At 71.4% G+C, this 21670-nt stretch carries 18 protein-coding genes; 7 read left to right on the top strand and 11 right to left on the bottom strand.

Features of this window, described 5'->3' with window-relative positions:
• Positions 1 to 9 precede the first annotated feature (9 nt).
• Positions 10 to 969: a LysR family transcriptional regulator gene (locus ACWDR3_RS33565; RefSeq protein WP_450356324.1), complete on the bottom strand. Its 960-nt coding sequence runs from the start codon at positions 967 to 969 to the stop codon at positions 10 to 12.
• A gap of 49 nt (positions 970 to 1018) precedes the next feature.
• Between ACWDR3_RS33565 and ACWDR3_RS33560 the strand changes: the two genes are divergently transcribed.
• On the top strand, positions 1019 to 1408 hold the full coding sequence (locus ACWDR3_RS33560; RefSeq protein ID WP_450356323.1) for a RidA family protein: 390 nt from the start codon (positions 1019 to 1021) through the stop codon (positions 1406 to 1408).
• Between the two features lie 29 nt (positions 1409 to 1437).
• Here ACWDR3_RS33560 and ACWDR3_RS33555 read toward each other — a convergent pair whose 3' ends face one another.
• Complete coding sequence (locus ACWDR3_RS33555; protein ID WP_450356322.1) at positions 1438 to 2046, bottom strand: TetR/AcrR family transcriptional regulator; 609 nt, start codon at positions 2044 to 2046, stop codon at positions 1438 to 1440.
• 101 nt (positions 2047 to 2147) lie between these two features.
• On the opposite strand from ACWDR3_RS33555, the gene ACWDR3_RS33550 reads away from it, so the two are divergent.
• Entirely contained in the window at positions 2148 to 4565 is a 2418-nt protein-coding gene (locus ACWDR3_RS33550) for a beta-glucosidase (RefSeq protein ID WP_450356321.1), read from the top strand.
• A gap of 104 nt (positions 4566 to 4669) precedes the next feature.
• On the opposite strand, the gene ACWDR3_RS33545 is transcribed toward ACWDR3_RS33550, so the two are convergent.
• Together ACWDR3_RS33545 and ACWDR3_RS33540 are read right to left on the bottom strand one after the other, a co-directional pair.
• The gene (locus ACWDR3_RS33545; RefSeq protein ID WP_450356320.1) at positions 4670 to 5644 is read right to left on the bottom strand and encodes an aldose epimerase family protein; all 975 of its coding nucleotides are present in this window, start codon (positions 5642 to 5644) and stop codon (positions 4670 to 4672) included.
• Positions 5645 to 5659: 15 nt separating this feature from the next.
• Positions 5660 to 6553, bottom strand: coding sequence for an SGNH/GDSL hydrolase family protein (locus ACWDR3_RS33540; RefSeq protein WP_450356319.1), 894 nt, complete (start codon positions 6551 to 6553; stop codon positions 5660 to 5662).
• Positions 6554 to 6822: 269 nt separating this feature from the next.
• On the opposite strand from ACWDR3_RS33540, the gene ACWDR3_RS33535 reads away from it, so the two are divergent.
• A complete protein-coding gene (locus ACWDR3_RS33535; RefSeq protein ID WP_280876407.1) occupies positions 6823 to 7317 on the top strand; it encodes a DUF3145 domain-containing protein in 495 nt (164 codons plus the stop codon).
• A gap of 77 nt (positions 7318 to 7394) precedes the next feature.
• On the opposite strand, the gene ACWDR3_RS33530 is transcribed toward ACWDR3_RS33535, so the two are convergent.
• The 4 genes from ACWDR3_RS33530 to ACWDR3_RS33515 form a co-directional block, all read right to left on the bottom strand.
• On the bottom strand, positions 7395 to 8666 hold the full coding sequence (locus tag ACWDR3_RS33530) for a beta-ketoacyl-[acyl-carrier-protein] synthase family protein (protein ID WP_450356318.1): 1272 nt from the start codon (positions 8664 to 8666) through the stop codon (positions 7395 to 7397).
• A gap of 84 nt (positions 8667 to 8750) precedes the next feature.
• Positions 8751 to 8999: an acyl carrier protein gene (locus ACWDR3_RS33525; protein ID WP_004001566.1), complete on the bottom strand. Its 249-nt coding sequence runs from the start codon at positions 8997 to 8999 to the stop codon at positions 8751 to 8753.
• Between the two features lie 82 nt (positions 9000 to 9081).
• Positions 9082 to 10083 (bottom strand): beta-ketoacyl-ACP synthase 3, encoded by a 1002-nt coding sequence (locus tag ACWDR3_RS33520; RefSeq protein ID WP_450356317.1) that lies wholly within the window; start codon positions 10081 to 10083, stop codon positions 9082 to 9084.
• Between the two features lie 18 nt (positions 10084 to 10101).
• On the bottom strand, positions 10102 to 11046 hold the full coding sequence (locus ACWDR3_RS33515; RefSeq protein ID WP_450356316.1) for an ACP S-malonyltransferase: 945 nt from the start codon (positions 11044 to 11046) through the stop codon (positions 10102 to 10104).
• A gap of 336 nt (positions 11047 to 11382) precedes the next feature.
• Between ACWDR3_RS33515 and ACWDR3_RS33510 the strand changes: the two genes are divergently transcribed.
• On the top strand, positions 11383 to 12534 hold the full coding sequence (locus ACWDR3_RS33510; RefSeq protein ID WP_450356315.1) for an SUKH-4 family immunity protein: 1152 nt from the start codon (positions 11383 to 11385) through the stop codon (positions 12532 to 12534).
• Between the two features lie 238 nt (positions 12535 to 12772).
• Positions 12773 to 13660, top strand: a complete 888-nt coding sequence (locus ACWDR3_RS33505) for a cellulose-binding protein (protein ID WP_450356314.1) — start codon at positions 12773 to 12775, stop codon at positions 13658 to 13660.
• A gap of 305 nt (positions 13661 to 13965) precedes the next feature.
• Here ACWDR3_RS33505 and ACWDR3_RS33500 read toward each other — a convergent pair whose 3' ends face one another.
• The 3 genes from ACWDR3_RS33500 to ACWDR3_RS33490 form a co-directional block, all read right to left on the bottom strand.
• A complete protein-coding gene (locus tag ACWDR3_RS33500) occupies positions 13966 to 15579 on the bottom strand; it encodes a sodium/solute symporter (protein WP_450356313.1) in 1614 nt (537 codons plus the stop codon).
• Positions 15576 to 15983: a DUF485 domain-containing protein gene (locus ACWDR3_RS33495; RefSeq protein ID WP_450356312.1), complete on the bottom strand. Its 408-nt coding sequence runs from the start codon at positions 15981 to 15983 to the stop codon at positions 15576 to 15578. Before ACWDR3_RS33495 ends, ACWDR3_RS33500 begins: the two co-directional genes overlap by 4 nt.
• Before the next feature lie 258 nt (positions 15984 to 16241).
• Positions 16242 to 17765: an MFS transporter gene (locus tag ACWDR3_RS33490; protein ID WP_450356311.1), complete on the bottom strand. Its 1524-nt coding sequence runs from the start codon at positions 17763 to 17765 to the stop codon at positions 16242 to 16244.
• Between the two features lie 439 nt (positions 17766 to 18204).
• On the opposite strand from ACWDR3_RS33490, the gene ACWDR3_RS33485 reads away from it, so the two are divergent.
• Both ACWDR3_RS33485 and ACWDR3_RS33480 read left to right on the top strand, forming a co-directional pair.
• Positions 18205 to 18993 (top strand): ABC transporter ATP-binding protein, encoded by a 789-nt coding sequence (locus ACWDR3_RS33485; RefSeq protein WP_450356310.1) that lies wholly within the window; start codon positions 18205 to 18207, stop codon positions 18991 to 18993.
• Complete coding sequence (locus tag ACWDR3_RS33480; RefSeq protein ID WP_450356309.1) at positions 18990 to 21569, top strand: ABC transporter permease; 2580 nt, start codon at positions 18990 to 18992, stop codon at positions 21567 to 21569. Before ACWDR3_RS33485 ends, ACWDR3_RS33480 begins: the two co-directional genes overlap by 4 nt.
• Positions 21570 to 21670 lie beyond the last annotated feature (101 nt).

The raw sequence follows: 21670 nt of genomic DNA, 5'->3' as shown, positions 1-21670 counted from the left end.
CCGCACCACTCACCCCGGCACCCGCCCCGCCCCCTCCCGCAGCACCCCCACGAACGCCTCCACCGCCGCCGCGGGCGTCCGCCCTCGAACCGTCGCCGCGTACACCGCCCGCGCCGGCGCCCCCTCGTCGAGCACCCGCAGCAGCGCGATGTCCGGGCGTACGGACCCGGCGGCGAGCGCCGGGACCAGGGCGACGCCGAGGCCGGCCGCGACGTACCCCTGTTTGGCGGTCCACTCGGCGACGACGTGCGCCACGCGGGGGCGGAAGTCCTGGCGCAGGGCCGCGTCCAGGAGGGTGCCCTCGGGCTTGGGGCTGCCGGAGATCCAGTCGGCGTCGGCGAAGAGGCCGAGGGGGACCGGGGAGGTGGAGCCGGCGAGGGGGTGGCCGGCGGGGACGGCCACGTACAGGGACTCGTCGAGGAGGTGGTGGAGTTCGTACGGGTCCAGCGGGGCGCCGGCCGTCGTCGAGACGATCGCCAGGTCGAGGTGGCCAGTGGTGAGGCGGTCCAGGAGCCTGGGGGTGAGCCCCTCCTCGCGGGAGACGCGGACGCCGGGATGCCGGGTGCGGAACGCGGCCAGCGCGTGCGGCACCAGCTCCGCGTCCGCCGTCGGGAACGCCCCGAACCGCAGCCGCCCGCCCGCCACTTCACGCAGATCCGTCAACTCCCGGGCCACGCCGGACAGGATCTCGGCGACGGACTCCGCGTGCGGGACCAGGACCCGGCCGGCCTCCGTGAGCCGCACCCCGCGCGGCAGCCGGTCGAAGAGCGGTCCGCCGCCCAACGCCCCCTCCAATGCGGAGATTTGGCGCGACACGGCCGACTGGGTCCAGCCGAGCGCCCGCGCGGCCAGCGTGAACGAACCGTGCCGGGCGACCTCCAGGAACACCCGCAGCCAGATCGTCGAGACGTCCGGTGGGGTCGGTGTTTTCCGTGAGGTCTCGCGATGCTGATTCGGCATGTCAGCCATGCTAGACAGTCGCTTGTCGCATCACTCGGCCGCGCCTAGCGTCGACGGCATGCGTATCACCCTGGACAATCCGCCCGCCGCGCCCCAGCCCGCGAGCCCTTACTACTCCCAGGTCGCCCGCGTCGAACACCCCGACGGCAGCGCCCTGTTGTTCGTCTCGGGGCAGATCGCCGAGGGCGACACCATGGCCGAGCAGACACGCGGGATCTTCGAGGCGCTGGACGCCCTGCTGCGTGCCCACGGGGCGACCCTGGACCACGTCATCAACATCCGCTCGTACCTCACCGACATCGACAAGCTGCCCGAATACGGCGCCGTGCGGCGGGAGTTCCTGACCGGGACTCCGCCGACGAGCATGACCTTCGAGGCCTCGCGGCTGTTCCGGCCCGAGGCGCAGATCGAGATCGAGGTCGTGGCGGCGGTGCCCGCGCCGCACTGATCGCCGTGAGGTGAGCCGGGGCCTCCGGCTCAGGCTTCCTCGCCCGATACCTCGCCCGATACCTCACCGGATTCCTCGCCCAGCAGCGCGAGGAAGTCCCGGAACGCCCCCGGCATGTCCACCGACTCCGGATCCAGCAGCCACTGGTACTGGAGCCCGTCCATCACCGCGACCAGCAGCGGAGCGCCCCGCTCGGGCGTGAGGCCGCTGGGGAGGCGGTCGCCGTACTCGGCGCGCAGCACGTCCGCCATGTTCGCCCGCACTCGCGTGTACCGCTCGGTGAAGTACTCCCGCGCCGGATGCCCCTCGGTCACGCTCTCGCCGAGCAGCGCCGAGAAGGTCTGGATGATCGCCGGGCGCATGGCGTTGTACTCGACGAGGGCGGCGAGCAGATCCACCCGCCACCCGGTCTCCGGCACCGCGTCCCACTGGTCCCGTTCCTTCAGGACGGCCACCAGCAGCGCCTCCTTCGTCGGGAAGTGGTGCAGCAGCCCCTGCTGGGTCAGCCCGACCCGCTCGGCCACCGCCGCGAGGCTCGCCCCGCGGTAGCCGCGCTCGGCGATCACCTCAAGGGCGGCCCGGACGATCTCCGCCCGCCGCTCCTCGCTCCTGGCCCTCATGCCGTCACGGTACGGCACGTGCTGCACGAAAAATAACTGGGAGGTAACGAAACCTACCGCTCTACAGGTAGGCGAGGCAGGATGGAGGGACCGAAGGCACTCAATGAGGAGGCACTCCCATGGGGGGAACGGAATCGGTCGTCGAGGCCGCGCTCGGCAAGCTGGACCTGGACGCCAAGGCCCATCTGCTGGCCGGCCAGGACACCTGGTCCCTGCCCGCGCTCCCGGAGATCGGCCTGAAGTCCCTCGTCATGTCCGACGGCCCGATCGGCGTCCGGGGGGTGCGCTGGAGCGCCGACGACCCGTCCGTCGCCCTGCCCTCCCCGACCGCCCTCGCGGCCACCTGGGACCCGGAGCTGGCCCGCCGGGCCGGCACGCTGCTCGCCCAGGAGGCCCGCCGCAAGGGCGTCCACGTGCTCCTCGCGCCCACGGTCAACCTGCACCGGTCCCCGCTCGGCGGGCGGCACTTCGAGGCGTACAGCGAGGACCCGTACCTGACGGGACGGATCGGCGCCGCGTACGTCGGCGGCGTACAGGCGGGCGGTGTCGGCACCACCGTCAAGCACTTCGTCGCCAACGACGCCGAGACCGACCGCTTCACCGTCGACAACCTGGTCTCGCAACGCGCCCTGCGCGAGCTGTACCTGGCCCCCTTCGAGCACATCGTCGAGAACGCCCACCCGTGGGGCATCATGACCGCGTACAACACGGTCAACGGCACGACGATGACCGAGCACCGGTATCTGGTGAACGAAGTCCTGCGCGGCGAATGGGGCTTCGACGGCTACAACGTCTCCGACTGGAGCGCCGCCCGCCACACGGTCGCCGCCGTCGAGGGCGGTCTGGACGTCGCCATGCCGGGCCCGCGGACCGTGTACGGCGAGGCACTGGCGAAGGCCGTCCGCAACGGCGAGGTCGAGGAGGCCACCGTCGACGAGGCCGTCCGCCGCGTCCTGCGGCTCGCCGCCCGCGTCGGCATCCTGGAGGGCGCCGAGCCCGCCGTCACCGAACCGCCCGAGCCCGTCGACGGCGAGGCGCTGGCCCGCGAGATCGCCCGCCGCTCCTTCGTCCTCGTCCGCAACGAGAACAACGCCCTCCCGCTGCGGGCGAACGGCACGGTCGCGCTCATCGGCGCCGCCGCCCGCGACGCCCGCGTCCTCGGCGGCGGCTCCGCCACCGTCTTCCCCGCCCATGTCGTCTCCCCGCTCGACGGCCTCACCGCCGCCCTCCCCGACGGCACCCTCACCTACGCCGTCGGCGCCGACCCCGCCACCGAACTCGCCGTCGCCGACAAGGGGTTCGAGCTGACCACGATCTGCCGCGACGCGGCGGGCGAGGTCATCGGCACCCGTTCCGTCCCCAACGGCCATATCCAGTGGATGGGTTCGGACCTCCCGGTCGGCGTCACCCACGAGGCCCTCCACACCGTCGAGTTGACCGGCACCTTCACCCCGCGCGACAGCGGCCCGCACACCTTCGGCATCAAGGGCATGGGCCCCTTCACCCTCACCGTCGCCGGCACCACGTACTACGACGACGTCCAGCGCCCCGCCGACGACTCCGACCCCTTCGAGGCGATCTTCGGCGCCCCGGTGCCCCGCGCCCAGGCCGAACTCGCGGCCGGTGAACCGGTCGAGATCTCCCTCACCCACGTCTTCTCGCTGCCCGAGGGCGTCCCCTTCAAGGTCGTCGCGTTCGCCCTCGCCCACCAGGAACCGCAGCGCGACGAGGACGAACTGATCGCCGAGGCCGTCGAGTCGGCCCGCGCCGCCGACACCGCGGTCGTCGTGGTCGCCACCACCGAGCGCGTCGAGTCGGAGGGCTTCGACCGCAAGGACCTCCGGCTCCCCGGCCGCCAGGACGACCTGGTCCGCGCCGTCGCCGCCGTCAACCCGAACACCGTCGTGGTCGTCAACTCCGGCTCCCCGGTCGAACTGCCCTGGCGCGACGAGGTGTCCGCCGTCCTGCTCAGCTGGTTCCCCGGCCAGGAGGGCGGCGCGGCCCTCGCGGACGTCCTCACCGGCACGCACGAGCCGGGCGGCCGGCTGCCCACCACCTGGGGCGCCCTGGCCGACGCCCCGGTCACCCAGGTCACCCCCGTCGACGGCGAACTCCCGTACACCGAGGGCGTCTTCATCGGCTACCGCGCCTGGGAGAAGGAGGGCCGCACCCCCTCGTACCCCTTCGGCCACGGCCTCGGCTACACCGACTGGACCTATCAGTCCGTCGACGTGGACGGCACGACCGCCACCATCCGCGTCCGCAACTCCGGCACCCGCCCCGGCCGCGAGGTCGTCCAGCTCTACCTGGCTCCCGCCGAACCCACCGCCGACCGCCCCGGCCGCTGGCTGGCCGGATTCGCGAGCGTCGAGGCCGCACCGGGCGAGATCACCGAGGCCGTCATCGAACTCCCGCGCCGCGCCTTCGAGATCTGGGACGAGACGACCAACGGGTGGTCGTTTGTGAAGGGTTCGTACGAGATCCAGGTCGGCCGCTCGATCACCGACCGCAGGATCACCGCGACGATTAACGTCTGAGGCGGGACGAGCCTCCCCACGAGCTGCCCCGGTCCGGGACCTGACCCCTGGACCGGGGCGAAGTGGTTCTCGGGACCCGCCGATGGCTTCAGCAGGCGTCGGTCCTAGCGGGCGCCGAACCCGTACACCGTCTCCGACCGGTACACCTCGCCCGGCCGCAGCACCGTGCTCGGGAAGTCGGGCCGGTTGGGGGAGTCGGGGAAGTGCTGGGTCTCCAGGGCGACGGCGTCGCCGGGGGAGAAGGGCTCGGGCAGGTGCTCCGCGGTGTACAGCTGGAGGCCGGGCTCGGTCGTCGAGACGGTCAGCACGCGCCCGGACGCCGGGTCGTACAGCTCACCGACCTCGCGAGGAGCGGGCGTCACCCCGCCGTCGAGCACGAAGTTGTGGTCGTAGCCCGCCCCGACCTTCCGCGCCTCCCGGAAGTCGAAGCGCGTACCCGCGACCTCTTCCAGCACGCCGGTCGGGATCAGATCGGCGTCGACGGGGGTGTACCGGGAGGCGGCGAGCCGCAGTTCATGACCGCCCGCGTTCCCGCCGCCGGCCAGGTTCCAGTACGAGTGGTTCGTCAGGTTCACCACGGTCGGCGCGTCCGTCACCGCCTCGTAGGCGATGCGCAGCGCGCCGGAGTCGTCGAGCGTGTACGTCGCCGAGACCTCGACCCGCCCCGGAAACCCCTCCTCACCATGCGGACTGACCCGGCTCAACCGCAACGCGTTCCCGCCGAGCGGTGTCACGTCCCACACGCGCTTGTCGAAGCCGCGCTCGCCGCCGTGCAGGGAGTTGGGCGGGGTGTTCTGCGCGAGCGCGTACGTCACGCCGTCCAGCGGGAAGCGGCCGCCCGCGATCCGGTTGGCGTACCGGCCGACCAGGGCGCCGAGGTACGGCTCCGGATGCGTGAGATAGCCGTCCAGGTCGGCGAACCCGAGCACCACGTTCCCGGTCCGCCCCTCCCGGTCGGGGACCTCGACCGACTGCACGATCCCGCCGTAGGAGAGGATCCGCACCCGGACGCCGGACCGCTCCAGGGTCCAGCGGTGCACCGGGGTGCCGTCGGAAAGCGTGCCGAACTGTTCGCTCATGGGCGGAACCCTAAGTCACGCCTCTTTGGCGACGACGGCACGGTAGGCCATCTCCGCCAGTCGGGCCTGGCCGTTCACACTCGGGTGGAACCAGTCCCAGTGGCTCAACTGGTCGGTGCCGAACCGGTAGTCGTAGACCGCGCCGCCGTCGAACCGGCACCGCTCGTCCTTGGCGCAGACCTCCTTGAGCACCCGGTTATAGTCCTCGACCCGCTTCTGCACGGTGTCCCGGCGCAGGGTGGCCGCCGAGTCCAGCGCGTCCGCGTCGGCCAGCATCGAGGGGCACAGGCCGAGCTTCCACACCTGCTTGCCCATGGGGTTGGTGCGGCCCTGGGACCACAGCCGCTTCAGGTTCGGCACGCTCGCCACGTACACCTGTGTCTTCGGCAGTCGGGTGCGCAGGGTGCCGAGGGCGTCCTCGAAGCCGGTGCGGAAGTCGGCCACCGAGGTCATCTCCGAGGCCGAGGAGCGGCAGGCGTCGTTCGCGCCCGCCATCACCGTCACCAACTGCGGTTTCTTCACGGCCGCCTGCGCCATCTGCCCGGACAGGTCGGCCATCCGGGCCCCGGTCACCGCGTAGTTCCAGCTCCGCTCGGCCGCCTTCGCGCGGCCGAGGAGCCGTACGGCGAGACTGTCCACCTGCTCGCTGTCGCCCGTCGCCCACGACACCTCCGGGCAGTCCGCCAGCACCGAACAGGCGTCGAAGCCGCGCGTGATCGAGTCGCCCACGGCGGCGACGGAGCCCGGACTCACGTCCCAGGCCGGCGTCGGCGACGGCTTCGCCTTCTGCGCCTTCGTGCCGTCCGGCGCCGGGGAATTACCGCCGGCCGCGTCGCAGCCCGCGACCCCCAGGACGGTCGCCGTCACGGCGGCCAGCACGGTCCGGGAGCGGTGGCTGGGCTTCCGCATCGGCGATGATCCCCTCGGTCGGCGCACACCGGCAGACATCCACCGGTCTCCGTCCATAACAACGCGCGAGAGTTCCCGATCCACGCGACGTGCAACGGTTCACGCCGTACAGGCGTCCTGCCGGGTGAATGGCAGGCGTTTGTGGGCACCAGGACGGACGGTACGTCACACTCCTTGCGCCGCCGCACGGTAGCCTCGCCATCAACGTGGCCCGCCCGCCACAACCGCCCGCCAGTCAGCAAGATGTCCCGCTCAGCCCGGAGGTCCCGGTGACGACACGTGGAGTTCTGTACGTGCACTCCGCGCCGCGCGCGCTGTGCCCACACGTCGAATGGGCCGTAGCCGGCGTGCTCGGCACCCGCGTAAACCTCGACTGGATCCGGCAACCGGCCGCACCCGGCACCTGGCGCTCGGAGTTCTCCTGGCAGGGCCAGCCCGGCACGGCGTCCAAACTCGCCTCCGCGCTGCGCGGCTGGCACCTGCTGCGCTTCGAGGTCACCGCCGAGCCCTGCGCCACCGCCGAGGGCGAGCGCTACAGCTGCACCCCCGAACTCGGCATCTTCCACGCCGTCACCGGCATCCACGGCGACATCCTCATCCCGGAGGACCGCCTGCGCGCGGCCCTGATCCGCTCCCAACAGGGCGAGACGGACCTGGAGGCGGAGATCGCCAAGCTCCTCGGCAAGCCGTGGGACGACGAGTTGGAGCCGTTCAGGTATGCCGGTGAGGGCGCGCCGGTGCGCTGGTTGCACCAGGTGGTCTGAGTTCCGTACACGCTGAAGGGCCCCCACCGGTTGGTGGGGGCCCTTCAGTTACGTACCAGAGTGCGTACGGGCGATTCTCAGACCGTGCGGAACGCCAGCACCACGTTGTGCCCGCCGAACCCGAACGAGTCGTTCAGCGCGGCGATACGGCCCTCGACAGGAAGCTTGCGCGCCTCGCCGCGGACGACGTCCGCGTTGGCCTCCGCCTCCGGGTCGAGGTTCTCGACGTTGATCGTCGGCGGCGCGAGCCGGTTGTACAGCGCGAGCACGGTCGCGACCGTCTCGACACCGCCGGCCCCGCCGAGCAGGTGACCGGTCATCGACTTGGTCGCGGAGACCGCCATGTGGTCCGCGTCGTCGCCGAACACCTTGCGCAGCGCCTTCAGTTCGGCCACGTCACCGGCCGGCGTCGAGGTCGCGTGCGCGTTCACGTGCACGATCTCCGCCGGGTCCAGGTCGGTGTTGTCGAGCAGGTTCTGCAGGGCGTGCGAGATGCCGCGCCCCTCCGGCTCGGGCTGCACGATGTCGTGGCCGTCGGCGGAGATGCCCTGGCCGACCGCCTCGGCGTACACGCGGGCACCGCGCTTGGCGGCGTGCTCGGCGGACTCCAGGACGATCACGCCGGCGCCCTCGCCGAGGACGAAGCCGTCCCGGCCGGTGTCGTAGGGACGCGAAGCGCCCTGCGGGTCGTCGTTGTTCTTGGACATCGCCATCATGTTGCCGAACGCGGCGATGGGCAGCGGGTGGATGGCCGCCTCCGTGCCACCCGCGACGACGACGTCGGCGCGGCCGGTGCGGATCATCTCGATGCCGTAGCCGATGGCCTCGGCGCCCGAGGCGCAGGCGGAGACCGGCGTGTGCACGCCCGCGCGGGCGCCCACGAGCAGACCCACGTTGGCGGACGGGCCGTTCGGCATCAGCATGGGAACGGTGTGCGGGGAGACGCGGCGGACGCCCTTCTCCTTCAGCACGTCGTACTGGTCGAGCAGGGTCGTCACGCCGCCGATGCCGGAGGCGATGACCGTGCCGAGCCGGTCGGGGTCGACGGATTCGTCCGTGCCCGCCTTGTCGGTGAAACCGGCGTCGGCCCACGCCTCCTTGGCCGCGATCAGCGCGAACTGCGCCGAGCGGTCCAGGCGGCGGGCCTGCGGGCGCGGGATGACCTCGGAGGGGTCCACGGCGGCCGGCGCGGCGATACGGACCGCCTGTTCGGCGGCCCACTCCTGCTCCAGGGGCTTCACGCCGGAACGTCCGGCGACCAGTCCCTCCCAGGTCGAGGCTGCGTCGCCACCCAGCGGTGTGGTTGCGCCGATACCGGTGACGACCACGGTGCGATTGGTCGGGCTCACGGGAATTCTTTCTCCAACGATTACGAGGATTCAGCGGCGCCACCGCCGGGTGGCGGGGCCATGCAGTCGGGGCTAGGAGGTGACTCAGCCCTGGTGCTTGAGGATGTAGTCGGTCGCGTCGCCGACCGTCTTGAGGTTCTTGACGTCCTCGTCCGGGATCTTGACGTCGAAGCGCTCTTCGGCGGCGACGACGACCTCGACCATGGACAGCGAGTCGACGTCCAGGTCGTCGGTGAAGGACTTGTCCAGCTGGACGTCCTCAACCGGGATGCCGGCGATCTCGTTCACGATGTCGGCGAGACCGGCGACGATCTCTTCCTGAGTGGCGGCCATGTCAGGCGCTCCTTCTTTGTGATCCAGAGGGTTTGGCGGTGGTGCCGTGCCGGATCGTTGGTGAAGATCCGGCACGCAGTGCCTAGGGGAGGGTAACGACCGTCGCGGCGTACACGAGACCCGCCCCGAAGCCGATGACGAGCGCGGTGTCGCCGCTCTTCGCCTCACCGGTCGCCAGAAGCCGCTCCATCGCGAGCGGAATCGAGGCGGCCGAGGTGTTGCCGGTGGTGCGTACGTCACGCGCGACCGTGACGTGCTCCGGCAGTTTCAGTGTCTTCACCATCGAGTCGATGATCCGCTCGTTGGCCTGGTGGGGAATGAAGACGTCCAGGTCGTCCGCGGTGATTCCGGCCGCGTCCAGCGCCTGCTGGGCGACCTTCGCCATCTCGAACACGGCCCAGCGGAACACCGCCTGGCCCTCCTGCGTGATCGCAGGGAACTTGGCGACCGTGCCGTCGCGGTAGTCCGTCCACGGCACCGTCTGCTTGATGGTCTCGGACTTGTCGCCCTCGGAGCCCCACACGGTCGGACCGATGTGCGGTTCCGTGGCGGGGCCGACCACGACCGCGCCCGCGCCGTCACCGAACAGGAAGGCCGTCGCGCGGTCCTCCAGGTCGGTCAGGTCGGACAGCCGCTCCACGCCGATGACGAGGACGTACTCCGCGCTGCCCTCGACGACCATGCCCTTGGCGAGCGTGAGGCCGTAGCCGAAGCCGGCGCAGCCCGCCGAGATGTCGAACGCGGCGGCCTTGTTGGTACCGAGCTTGTCGGCGATCTCCGTCGCCACGGCCGGGGTCTGCTTGAAGTGCGAGACGGTCGAGACGATCACGCCGCCGATCTGCTCGGCGGTGATCCCGGCGTCGGCGATCGCCTTGCCGGACGCCTCGATGGACATCGCGGCGACGGTCTCCTCGTCGTTCGCCCAGTGCCGGGTCTCGATACCCGAACGCGAGCGGATCCACTCGTCGGACGAGTCGATCGTCTCCAGGATCACCTCGTTCGGCACCACACGCACCGGCCGGTAGCCGCCCACACCGAGGATGCGCGCGTACGGTGCGCCCTTGCTCGGCTTGATCTTCGACATGTTCGTACGGCTCCTTCTTCAGGCGTTGGCGTGCTCGGTGATGAGCTCGCGGGCCGCGTCGAGGTCGTCCGGGGTCTTGAGGGCCAGCGTCTTCACGCCGGGCAGTGCGCGCTTGGCGAGGCCGGTCAGGGTGCCGCCGGGGCACACCTCGACGAAGGCCGTCACGCCGAGCTCCTTGAAGGTCTCCATGCACAGGTCCCAGCGGACCGGGTTGGCGACCTGGCCGACCAGCCGCTGAAGGATCTCGGCGCCGGTGGCGACCGTACGACCGTCCTTGTTGGAGACGTACGGGAGCTTCGGGTCGCCCGGTACGAGGTCGGCGGCGGCCTTGGCCAGCGCGTCGACGGCCGGGGCCATGTGGTGGGTGTGGAAGGCGCCGGCGACCTTGAGCGGGACGACCTTGCGGACGCCCTCGGGCTTGTCCTCGGCCAGCACGGCGAGCTGCTCCAGCGTGCCGGCCGCGACGATCTGGCCCGCGCCGTTCACGTTCGCCGGGGTCAGGCCCAGCTTCTCCAGGTGCGCGACGGAGACGTCGGGGTCGCCGCCGAGCAGCGCCGACATGCCGGTCTCGGTGATCGCGGCGGCCTCGGCCATGGCCAGACCCCGCTTGCGCACGAGGGCGAGGGCGGCCGAGTCGTCCAGGACGCCCGCGAAGGCGGCGGCGGTGATCTCGCCGACGGAGTGGCCCGCGACCGCGCCCGGGGTGATGTCGCCGAGCGCGGTGGCGGGTGGGCGCCGGGCGCGCGGCCGGGGGGTACGCCTCCGCCGCCCGCGCCGGGGCCCGGTGCGCCGGCCGGTGGGTACGTCCCGACGCAGATGGTGTCGGCGCTCGGTCCCGAGGGTCCGGGTGCTCCGCAGGGTCCGGGTGCGTCCAATCCGCCCGGCGCGCCGCAGGCACCGGGCGCCCCTCATCCGCCCGGTGCGCCGAACCCGCCCGGTGGTACGCCGCCGGGTGGTGTCCACCAGGCCGCCACGATGTTCGCCGACCCCGGTCGGTCGGGCCCCGGCGGGGGTGCGCCGCAGCCTCCGGGCGCCCCTGGTGCCCCGAACTCGCCCGGCGGGCAAGGAGTTTCGGGTGCCCCGGGTATGCCGGGTGCCCCGGGTATGCCGGGCGCACCGGGCGCACCGGGCGCGCCGCAGTCTCCAGGCGCTCCAGGCGGTCCTGGTTCTCCAGGCGCCCCCGGTGGCCCCGGCGCACCCGCGTTCCCGGGTGCTCCCCAGCCGCCCGGCGCCCCCGGCACGCCCGGTGGGCCTGGTGGGCCCGGTCCGCAGGGCTCCGCAGGCGGCGCGCGAGGTGCCGTGCACCACGCGGAGACCGTGTTGTCGGCGCCGCCCGTCGGCGGGCCCGGCGTGCCTCCGCCGCCGCAGGCCCCCGGCGCACTCGGCATGCCGCCGGGCGCGCCCCAGCCGCCGGTGCCTCCGGCCGGGCAGGCGCCCGGTCAGCCCCCGGCGTACGGGTATCCGCAGCCGCAGGGGCAGCCGACCGTGGGCCCCGGCTACCAGGCCGTGTTGCGCTACCGCGCGCAGGACGGCTCCGAGCAGCAGGTGATCCGGCGTTCGGCGCCGGGCACCCCGCACCCGGAGTGGCAGATCTTCCACGAGCTGCGCGGTATGAACGTGCCGCCGGACCAAGTGCTGGAGCTGCACACGGAGTTGGAGTCCTGCGAGCTGCCGGGCGCGTACTGCGCGCGGATGATCCGGGAGCAGTGGCCGCAGGCGCGGATCGCGAGCATCGCGCCGTACGGCACGGATCACGCGAGCCGGCAGCAGGGCATGCACCAACTGCTGGCCCACCAGGGCGAGTTGCATCAGGTCGCCGACGGTCCCGCGCGCCCGGCGCCGGTGCGGGCGCCGTTGCCACCGGTGCAGTCGGCGCCGCCGATCCCGCCGGAGGCGATCGCGCAGGAGCTGGCGGCGGCGTTCGGGCCGGGAGTCTTCCGGTTCGAGCAGGCGGCCGTGTCCCGGCAGGGCGTACCGCCGGTCGTGGCGCACTCGTTGGTCGCGGCGGGGCTGCCGATGGACCTGGGTCCCTTCTTCTGGGCGCAGGCCCAGCCGGGGCGGCCGGTGCCGACGCTGGCCGAGCTGGCGCAGGAGCGCGGGGTGCGGCCGGCGCCGGACGCGGGGTCGTACCTCGTGATGGGCAGCGACTTCGGCAAGGCGATCTGTGTGCAGTACGGGACGGCCAACATCGTGGCGATCCCCGTGGAGGCGGGGCCCGGCGGGGCGTCCGTGCCACCGCAGTTCGTGAACACGGGCCTGCCCGAGTTCCAGCGGTGCCTCGGGCTGCTCGGGCGGATGTGGCGGCTGCGGTACGGGCTGAACCAGGAGCAGGCGGGCCGTTGGACCGTCGACTTCCAGGCCCAGCTGGCCTCCCTCGACCCGGCGTCGCTCGGATCGCCGGAGAGCTGGTGGTCGGTCCTGCTGGAGCAGATGTGGGACGGCCTGCTGTGAGGCACCGCCACCGCCACCACTGAACGAGGCCGAGGGGCCGGGTAGGTCGATGTGACCGACCCGGCCCTTTCGCGTTCCCCCATCCCACCCCGTACCCCTTCTTGTTCCTGTTCGGGTACGGACGCGTGATGACCGTGACCTGTACGCGGAGTGTCGCGTTATGAACACTTCCGTCCGATACCTCAGGATGTGCGGGAAATCATCATTTCGCGTCCGTTCGGCGGAGAGGGGTTCCACGATGAGCAGCGCAGCGGTCCCGACCCACGGTTTCGTGGCCGTACGAGGGCGCGGTTACCGCCCCGAACAGGTCGACGCGTACGCGGTCGCGATCTCCCGCGACCGGGACGCGGCGTGGGAGCGGGCCGCCCGCCTCACCGTGCTCGCCCGGGAGATGGAGGAGGAGACGGCCCGGCTGCGGGAGACCGTGGCACAGCTCGCGCCGCAGACCTACGAGACCCTCGGGGAGCGCGCGCGGCGGCTGTTCGAGCTCGGGCAGGAGGAGGGCGCGGCCGTACGGGAGGGGGCGCGTGAGGAGGCGCGGCGCCTGATGGACGCGGCGCAGGAGTACGCGACCGGCGTGCACGACGCGGCCAGGGCGCACGCCGATGACGTACGCGCTGAGGCGGACGATCGGGCCCGCCACCGTCTGCTCGCCGCACAGGCCGAGGCCGACGAGATCCGGATCTCCGCCCGGCGGGACGTGAAGGAGGGGCGTGGTGAGGCCCTCGCCGCGCTCCGCGAAGTGCGCCAGCGCACCGCCGGAATGCTCGCCGAGCTGACCAAGGAGCAGGACGAGCGGTGGGCCGGGGCGGAGCGCGAGGCGGCCGAGCGCGAGGCCGGTCTGGACGCCCGCGAGGCCGAACGGGTGGCACGCGCGGAGGAGTCGCTCTCCGAGGCGAAGCGCGCGTTCGCGGAGGCCGAGGAGTCCGCCCGCCGCGGCCAGGAAGAGGCTCACGCCCGCGCCGCCGAGATCCTCGCCGAAGCCCGCGCCCGCGAGGAACGCACCGCCCGCGAGACGGAACGCGTCCTGCGCGAACACGGCGAACGCTGGGACGACGTACAGGCCCAGATGGACTACGTACGCAGCAGCCTCACGGCATTGACGGGTTCGGCATCGGGGGAGTGACGGGAGGGGGAGGGGGTGGTGCCGGGTGCGGGTGGTGCCCCGGCACCATGAGCACGCCTCGGTCCCCGGCGCCCTGAGCGCGCCTCGGTCCCCGGCGCCCTGAGCGCGCCACAGCCCCCGGCACCACGAGCGGGCCGCGTCCTGACGTCCTCCGCTCCGGGCCGACGTGACGCGCGCCGGTCGACACCGCGCGCCCCCGGCCGACTTCCGGCGCCCTGACTGGCGCCCCGCCCGGCCGGGCGTCTCGCCTCGACCGCCGGATCGGGGCGACCGGGACCTGCCGCACCCCTCGTAACCGACCCCCGTCACCCACCCCTACGCACAGCCCCCGCCAGAATCCACCCCTCCACCGACTCGTACTGCCGGCGTTCCTCCTCCGATGTGCGGCGGCCGGACAGTACCGAGCCCAGCCAGCCGAAGGCGAAGCCGAGGGGGATGGTGACGAGGCCTGTTGTGGTGAACGGGAACCAGTTGATGTCGAATTCCGGGAACGCCGAAGTGGGGCTGCCCGAGACGAGGTTGGTGGTCGGCATCAGGAGGAGGACCGCCGTGGTGCCGCCGATCAGGGTGCAGAGCAGGCCCGTTCGGGTGTAGCGGCGCCAGAAGAGGCTGTAGACCAGGGCGGGGGCGATCGCGGAGGCGCCGAGGCAGAAGGAGAGGGTCACCAGGGGCTGCAGGCTGCGGTGTTGGACCAGCGTGGCCAGCAGAATCGCCGGGACCCCCACCGCCAGCGCCGACATCCGGGCCAGCGTCATCTCCCGGCGCGCCGTCATCTCCCGTGCGCGCGCCGCGAACACGTCGTGGGCCAGGGAGTTGGCGCAGGCGAGGATCATGCCGGCGACCGAGGCGAGGAGGGTCAGGAAGATCGCCGTGGTGACCGTGGTGAAGAGGAACGTTTCCGCGGTGGAGACGTCCGGGCCGAAGGCCGCCCGCGAGCCCAGCAGATAGGCCGTGTTGCCCTGCGGGTCCGCCTGAGCGATCGCCGCGCGCCCGATCAGCGCCGTCGCACCGAACCCGACCACCGTGACGACGAGCACGAACAGCACCACCGCCGACACCGCCCACGACATCGACCGCCGCACCTGCCGCGCGCTGGAGGCGGTGTACATGCGCATGGTGATGTGCGGCAGCACGCCACCGCCCAGGACGACCGTCAACTGCGAGACGATCATGTCCAGTCGGGGCTCGGGACCACCCGCGAACTGGAGCCCGGAGTGCAGGAACGACGAGCCCACCCCGCTCTGCGCGGCCGCCGCGTCGAAGAGCGTGCCGGGGTTCCAGTCGAACCGCTGCAGGACGAGTACGGCGATCACGGCCCCGGACCCGAGCAGCATCACGATCTTCAGGATCTGGATGAGTGCGGTGCCCTTCATCCCGCCGATCGCCGCGTAACTGATCATCAGCGCACCCAGCCCGATGATGCAGGCGGTCTTCAGGGAGTCCCCGGAGAAGCCGAGGATGAAGGCCAACAGCTGTCCCGTGCCCGCGAGTTGGACCAGCATCAGCGGCAGCAGCGCGGCGATCGTCACCACGCACGCCGTCATCCGCACACCCCGCCCCGGCATCCGCCGCGCGAGCGCGTCGCCCATCGTGAACCGCCCCGCGTTCCGCAGGGGTTCGGCCAGCAGGAACATCAGCAGCATCAGCGAGAGGGCGGTGCTGAGGGCCAGCACGATCCCGTCGTAGCCGCAGAGCGCGATGACACCGCCGGTGCCGAGGACGCTCGCCGCGGAGATGTAGTCGCCGGCGATCGCGAGGCCGTTGCGCAGCGGGGAGAGGGAGCCGTAGCCGGTGTAGAACTCGTCGAGGTCGTCGCGGTCGGGGCCGGTCATCACGCACAGCAGCAGCGTGATCGTGGCGATGGCGGTGAACGCGACCAGGGACATGGCCTGCGCGTTCCCGCTGAAACCGTCGGTCATCGGGCCGCCTCCCGCTTGGCGTCCAGCGCGGACTCCTTGCGGATGCGGTCCGCGATGGGGTCGACGTAGCGGCGGGCCGTGCGCTCGTACAGCACGATCGCCAGCCAGGTCACCGGGATCTGGAGCAGCGCGAGCAGCAGTCCGGTCGGCAGGCCGTCGGTGACGGTGCTCGTCATGACCCCGGGCGCGAAGGCCGACAGGATCAGGAAGAGCGTGAAGTAGCCGAGCGCGGCCAGACTCGCGGTGCGCCGCTGCCAGCGGTACGCGCTGCGCAGCACCCGCAGATCACTGTGGTGCCCGAGCGGCGGACGCTCGGGGCGGCGCCGCCTGGCCGGTTCGGGCGGGTCGAGGGGCGGTTGCCAGGGGTACGTGGCGTCGTAGGACGGGGACGCGTCGTAGGACATCCCGGTCTCCTTGCATGGGTCGGATCCGTGGCGGCGGACCGCAGGGAGGTGGGTGGGGAGGGGAAAGGGGGTTGGGAGCGAGCGGAGCCACGCACGCTACTCGTCGGTACGGTGCTGCGCGAGGGTTTCGCCAAACTGATTGGTCGGTACGCGCTTACTTCGCTGACCTGCGGTGTTACCCGCGTTAACTCATACCTTTGGGTACCCCGAGACCTTTACACGCCCTCCGTATCCGTCCGCGTATTCCGCGCCGGACCCTCACTCCTTCAGCACCGGAAAACGCCTCGGCGCCATGAACAGCAGCACCAGGAACGCGAGTGCCGCCGCACCCCCCGCGCCCAGATACACCGCGTGCACCGCGTCCGCGACCGCCCGGCGCGTCGCCTCCGGGACCGCGCCCGCGTCCAGGCCCCGCGTCACCGAGTCGAGGTCGCTCGCGCCGCCGAGCCGTGCGGCCAGGACCCCGTTGGCGATCGCGCCGAAGACCGAGGCGCCGATGGTCTGGCCGGTCTGCCGGCAGAAGAGCACCGAGGCAGTCGTCGTGCCGCGCTCCGACCAGCCGACGGTCGACTGGACGCCGACGATCAGCGGGAGTTGGAACAGACCCAGGGCCGCGCCGAGCAGGAGCATCAGGAGGGTCGGCTGCCAGGCCGAGCCCGGGTAGGGGAGGAAGGGGAACGCGAACAGGATCAGCGTCGCCGTGCCGATGCCGATCATCGCGGTGTTGCGGAAACCGATCCGCCGGTACACGTGCTGGCTCAGCGCCGCCGACACCGGCCAGGTCAACGTCCAGACGGACAGCACGAATCCGGCGGCCACCGGCGCGAGACCGAGCACCGACTGCGCGTACGTCGGCAGGAACACGGTCGGCGCGACCATGAGCAACCCCAGTGCGCCCAGGGCGAGATTGACCGCCGCGATCGTGCGCCGCCGCCACACCCACCCGGGGATGATCGGCTCGGCCGCCCGGCGCTCGACCAGGACCACGACGGCGACCAGCGCAAGTCCCGTACCGAACAAGGCCATTGACGGCGCCGACAGCCACGGCCAGGCCACCCCGCCCTGCACCAGCGCCGTGATCAGGACGCCGCCGCACGCGAACACCGCCAGCGCGCCCGCCCAGTCCACACGTGGGCGCCGGACCAACTCCCGTGCGGGCTCGTGCAGATAGCGGACGATCAGCCACAACGCCACCGCGCCGACAGGGAGGTTGACCAGGAAGATCCAGCGCCAGCCGGCGTAGGCCGCGAGCAGTCCGCCGATGCCGGGGCCCGCGACCGCCGACACCGCCCAGACCGTGGAGAGCTTGGACTGGATCTTGGGGCGGTCCTTGAGCGGGTAGAGGTCGGCGGCCAGCGTCTGGACCGTGCCCTGCAACGCCCCGCCGCCCAGGCCCTGGACGATGCGGAACGCGATCAGCGCGGGCATGTTCCAGGCCACCGCGCACAGCAGCGAACCGAGCAGGAAGAGGGCCGCGCCCACGATCAGCACCGGCTTGCGGCCGAAGGTGTCCGAGAGCTTGCCGTAGACCGGGAGCGTCACCGTCACGGCGAGCAGATAGCCGGAGAAGAGCCAGGAGAAGTAGGAGAAGCCGCCGAGGTCGCCGACGATCTGCGGGACGGCGGTCGAGACGATCGTGGAGTCGAGGGCCGCGAGGGCCATGGCGAGCATCAGCGCGGCGACGACGGCGCCTCGGCGGCGGGTGTCCGGTGCGGGTCGGCCGGCCACCGACGCCCGTATGTCTGTGTCCCCCTGGTCCACGTGATTCCTTTCCCCTTGCATCTATCTGCCGTCGGACAGCTTCCCACTTGACCCTGACGTCGCGGGAGGGTGCAAGGTCGGGCGGACCGGTGGGTGGACCGAACCCCTAGATCGACTCCACCCGGCGGTGGACTGCCCCTAGGGGTTCCTCCGTACAACGGACAAGGGACGGTTCGTACCCGTGGAGGAGGAGACCGGCTCCGCGCGTCCTTAACCTGGCTTTATGCCGCTGGGGAGCGGTGCCGGAGTGGTGGTGGGGTGGTTCACCGAACCGGCGGGGGTGGGGTTTTCCCCCGTAGAAGAGGGTGCTGGGCACCAGCGCGCCGGACCCCTCTTCGACGACAGACTCATCGACGTCAGCACAACGCAGGACCGGCGGGACCGAGCCGGGCGCCACCGGCAGGACCGAACCGACGCGGCACACGTGCGTCACCTTCATGACCGACATAGGAGAAATGCCATGACTTCGGCCGTAACCATTCCCAGGCACGGGGGCACTGGAGGGCGTACGGCCGTTGCCGCCAGGGCTCGCCAGGTCGTCAAGGCGTACGGGTCCGGGGAGACCCGGGTCGTCGCTCTCGACCACGTCGACGTGGACATCGCGCGGGGACAGTTCACCGCGATCATGGGCCCCTCGGGGTCCGGCAAGTCCACGCTGATGCACTGCCTCGCCGGGCTCGACAACGTCACCGGCGGGCAGATCTACCTCGACGAGACCGAGATCACCGGGCTGAAGGACAAGAAGCTCACGCAGCTGCGCCGGGACCGGATCGGGTTCATCTTCCAGGCCTTCAACCTGCTGCCGACGCTGAACGCGATCGAGAACATCACGCTCCCGATGGACATCGCGGGCCGCAAGCCCGACAAGGGGTGGCTGGCGCAGGTCGTCGACACCGTGGGTCTGAGCGACCGGCTCAAGCACCGCCCCTCGCAGCTCTCCGGCGGTCAGCAGCAACGCGTCGCCGTGGCCCGCGCCCTGGCCGCCCGCCCCGAGATCATCTTCGGCGACGAGCCGACCGGAAACCTCGACTCCCGTGCGGGAGCAGAGGTGTTGGGCTTCCTGCGCCGCTCCGTCGACGAGCTCGGCCAGACCATCGTCATCGTCACGCACGACCCGGTCGCCGCCTCCTACGCGGACCGCGTGCTGTACCTCGCCGACGGCCGGATCGTCGACGAGATGTACAAGCCGACCGCCGAGGCCGTCCTGGACCGCATGAAGGACTTCGACGCCCGGGGGCGTACGTCATGACCGTGCTCAAGACCTCGATGCGCAACTTCTTCGCGCACAAGGGCCGGATGGCCCTCTCGGCGGTCGCCGTGCTGCTGTCGGTCGCGTTCGTGTGCGGGACGCTCGTGTTCACCGACACGATGAACACGACCTTCGACAAGCTGTTCGCGGCCACCTCCTCCGATGTCACCGTCAGCGCCAAGGGCGCCTCGGACAGCGGGGAGACGACCTCCGGCAACGGCAAGCCGCCGGTGATGCCGGCCTCCGTGCTCGACAAGGTGAAGGCGGCCGACGGCGTCAAGTCGGCCGAGGGGACGGTCTTCTCCACCTCCGTCACCGTCGTCGACGACAAGAAGGACAACCTCTCGCCCTCCAGCGGCGCCCCGACCATCGTCGGCAGCTGGAACAGCAACGACGCCCGCACCATGAAGATCACCGAGGGCGCGGCGCCGAAGGGCTCCGACCAGGTCATGGTCGACGCCGACACCGCCGACAAGCACCACCTCAAGCTCGGTGACGAGATCGGCGTGATCAGCGCGATCGGCAACTTCAAGGCGAAGATCTCCGGCATCGCCGACTTCCAGATCACCAACCCCGGCGCGGCGATCTTCTACCTCGACACGAAGACCGCGCAGTCGACGCTGGTCGGCGAGCCGAACGTGTACACCAACGTCAACGTCACGGCCGCGTCCGGTGTCACCGACGCGCAGCTCAAGCAGAACGTGACCGCCGAACTCGGCGGCGCCTACAAGGTGCAGACCGCCAAGGAGACCGCCGACGCCAACCAGAAGGACGTCGAGTCCTTCATGAACGTCATGAAGTACGCGATGCTCGGCTTCGCCGGGATCGCCTTCCTCGTCGGCATCTTCTTGATCATCAACACCTTCTCGATGCTGGTCGCCCAGCGCACCCGTGAGATCGGCCTGATGCGGGCCGTCGGCTCCAGCCGCGGGCAGGTCAACCGGTCGGTTCTGGTGGAGGCGCTGCTGCTGGGCGTCTTCGGCTCGATCCTCGGCGTCGGCGCGGGCGTCGGCATCGCGGTCGGCCTGATGAAGCTCATGGGCAAGCTCGGGATCCAGCTCTCGACCAGCGATCTGACCGTCGCCTGGACGACTCCGACGATCGGTCTCCTGCTGGGTGTCGTCGTCACCGTCTTCGCCGCGTATCTGCCCGCCCGCCGGGCCGGCAAGGTCTCCCCGATGGCCGCGCTGCGCGACGCCGGCGCTCCGGCCGACGCCAAGGCCGGCTGGATCCGGGCCGTGCTGGGTCTGCTGCTGACCGGTGGGGGCGGCTACAGCCTCTACGTGGCCGCGTCCGCGAACAAGGCGAGCGAGGGTTCGCTCTGGCTGGGCCTGGGTGTGGTGCTGACCCTGATCGGCTTCGTCGTCATCGGCCCGCTGCTGGTCGGCGGCATGGTGCGGGTGCTGGGCGCCGTGCTGCTGCGGATCTTCGGACCGGTCGGGCGGATGGCAGAGCGCAACGCGCTGCGCAACCCGCGCCGTACGGGGGCCACGGGCGCCGCCCTGATGATCGGCCTCGCGCTGGTCGCCTGCCTCTCGGTGGTCGGCTCCTCGATGGTGGCCTCGGCCTCGGACCAGCTCGACAAGACGGTCGGCACGGACTTCATCATCCAGAGCGACAGCGGGCAGCTGATCACCCCGCAGGCCGTGAAGGCCGTCAAGGACACGCCGGGTCTTGCGCGGGTCAGCGAGTACAAGGAGGCCGAGGCCGACTACACGACCCCGGACGGCAAGACGCTCAAGAACACCGACGTCACGGCGGCCTCGCCGACGTACGCGGAGGACCTGCGCGTCAAGACGGTCGCGGGCAAGCTGAAGGACGCCTACCTCCCGGACTCGATGTCGGTGCACGAGAAGTTCGCCAAGGCGCACGACATCCACCTCGGCTCGAAGATCAAGATGGCCTTCAAGGACGGCGCCACCGCCAGCCTGACGGTCCGGGCCATCACCAGCAACGACGGTCTGATCGACGCGGGCTCCAAGTACATGTCGATCGCCACGCTCGCCAAGTACGTGCCGGCCGACAAGATGCCGCTCGACAGCCTGGTCTTCGCCACCGCCAAGGACGGACAGCAGGACGCCGCGTACACGTCGCTGAAGTCGGCGATGCACGACTACCCGCAGTACAAGGTGCGCGACCAGACCGACTACAAGCAGGCGCTGAAGGACCAGATCGGGCAGCTCCTGAACATGATCTACGGCCTGCTGGCCCTCGCGATCATCGTCGCGATCCTCGGTGTCGTGAACACCCTGGCCCTCTCGGTGGTCGAGCGGACCCGCGAGATCGGCCTGATGCGGGCCATCGGCCTCTCGCGCCGCCAGCTGCGCCGCATGATCCGCCTGGAGTCGGTCGTCATCGCCCTCTTCGGTGCCCTGCTGGGCCTCGGCCTGGGTATGGGCTGGGGCGCCACCGCCCAGAAACTCCTCGCCCTGGAGGGCCTCAAGGTCCTCGACATCCCCTGGCCGACGATCATCGCGGTCTTCCTCGGCTCGGCCTTCGTGGGCCTGATCGCCGCCCTGATCCCGGCGTTCCGGGCGGGCCGGATGAACGTCCTGAACGCGATCGCCACGGAATAGGGATACGGGGGTAAAGCCACCGCATACGGGGGTTGCGGGGGAGGGCCCGGCGCCGAAGAGTCTTGGGGCTCCTGGTGACCGTGCGGGTACCAGCCCGCGTC

This window comes from Streptomyces sp. NPDC001002 (assembly GCF_053599215.1).
Note: the sequence above shows the minus strand (reverse complement) of the source record. Positions and strands in the feature narration are given on the sequence as shown.

What these genes read in the sequence shown, in the direction of transcription:
- ACWDR3_RS33525 (WP_004001566.1), bottom strand. Translation starts at nt 8,999, where the DNA reads ATGGCCGCCACTCAGGAAGAGATCGTCGCCGGTCTCGCCGACATCGTG.
- ACWDR3_RS33495 (WP_450356312.1), bottom strand. Translation starts at nt 15,983, where the DNA reads ATGTCCTACGACGCGTCCCCGTCCTACGACGCCACGTACCCCTGGCAA.
- ACWDR3_RS33490 (WP_450356311.1), bottom strand. Translation starts at nt 17,765, where the DNA reads ATGCAAGGGGAAAGGAATCACGTGGACCAGGGGGACACAGACATACGG.
- ACWDR3_RS33485 (WP_450356310.1), top strand. Translation starts at nt 18,205, where the DNA reads ATGACTTCGGCCGTAACCATTCCCAGGCACGGGGGCACTGGAGGGCGT.
- ACWDR3_RS33565 (WP_450356324.1), bottom strand. Translation starts at nt 969, where the DNA reads ATGGCTGACATGCCGAATCAGCATCGCGAGACCTCACGGAAAACACCG.
- ACWDR3_RS33540 (WP_450356319.1), bottom strand. Translation starts at nt 6,553, where the DNA reads ATGCGGAAGCCCAGCCACCGCTCCCGGACCGTGCTGGCCGCCGTGACG.
- ACWDR3_RS33550 (WP_450356321.1), top strand. Translation starts at nt 2,148, where the DNA reads ATGGGGGGAACGGAATCGGTCGTCGAGGCCGCGCTCGGCAAGCTGGAC.
- ACWDR3_RS33520 (WP_450356317.1), bottom strand. Translation starts at nt 10,083, where the DNA reads ATGTCGAAGATCAAGCCGAGCAAGGGCGCACCGTACGCGCGCATCCTC.
- ACWDR3_RS33480 (WP_450356309.1), top strand. Translation starts at nt 18,990, where the DNA reads ATGACCGTGCTCAAGACCTCGATGCGCAACTTCTTCGCGCACAAGGGC.
- ACWDR3_RS33545 (WP_450356320.1), bottom strand. Translation starts at nt 5,644, where the DNA reads ATGAGCGAACAGTTCGGCACGCTTTCCGACGGCACCCCGGTGCACCGC.
- ACWDR3_RS33505 (WP_450356314.1), top strand. Translation starts at nt 12,773, where the DNA reads ATGAGCAGCGCAGCGGTCCCGACCCACGGTTTCGTGGCCGTACGAGGG.
- ACWDR3_RS33500 (WP_450356313.1), bottom strand. Translation starts at nt 15,579, where the DNA reads ATGACCGACGGTTTCAGCGGGAACGCGCAGGCCATGTCCCTGGTCGCG.
- ACWDR3_RS33560 (WP_450356323.1), top strand. Translation starts at nt 1,019, where the DNA reads ATGCGTATCACCCTGGACAATCCGCCCGCCGCGCCCCAGCCCGCGAGC.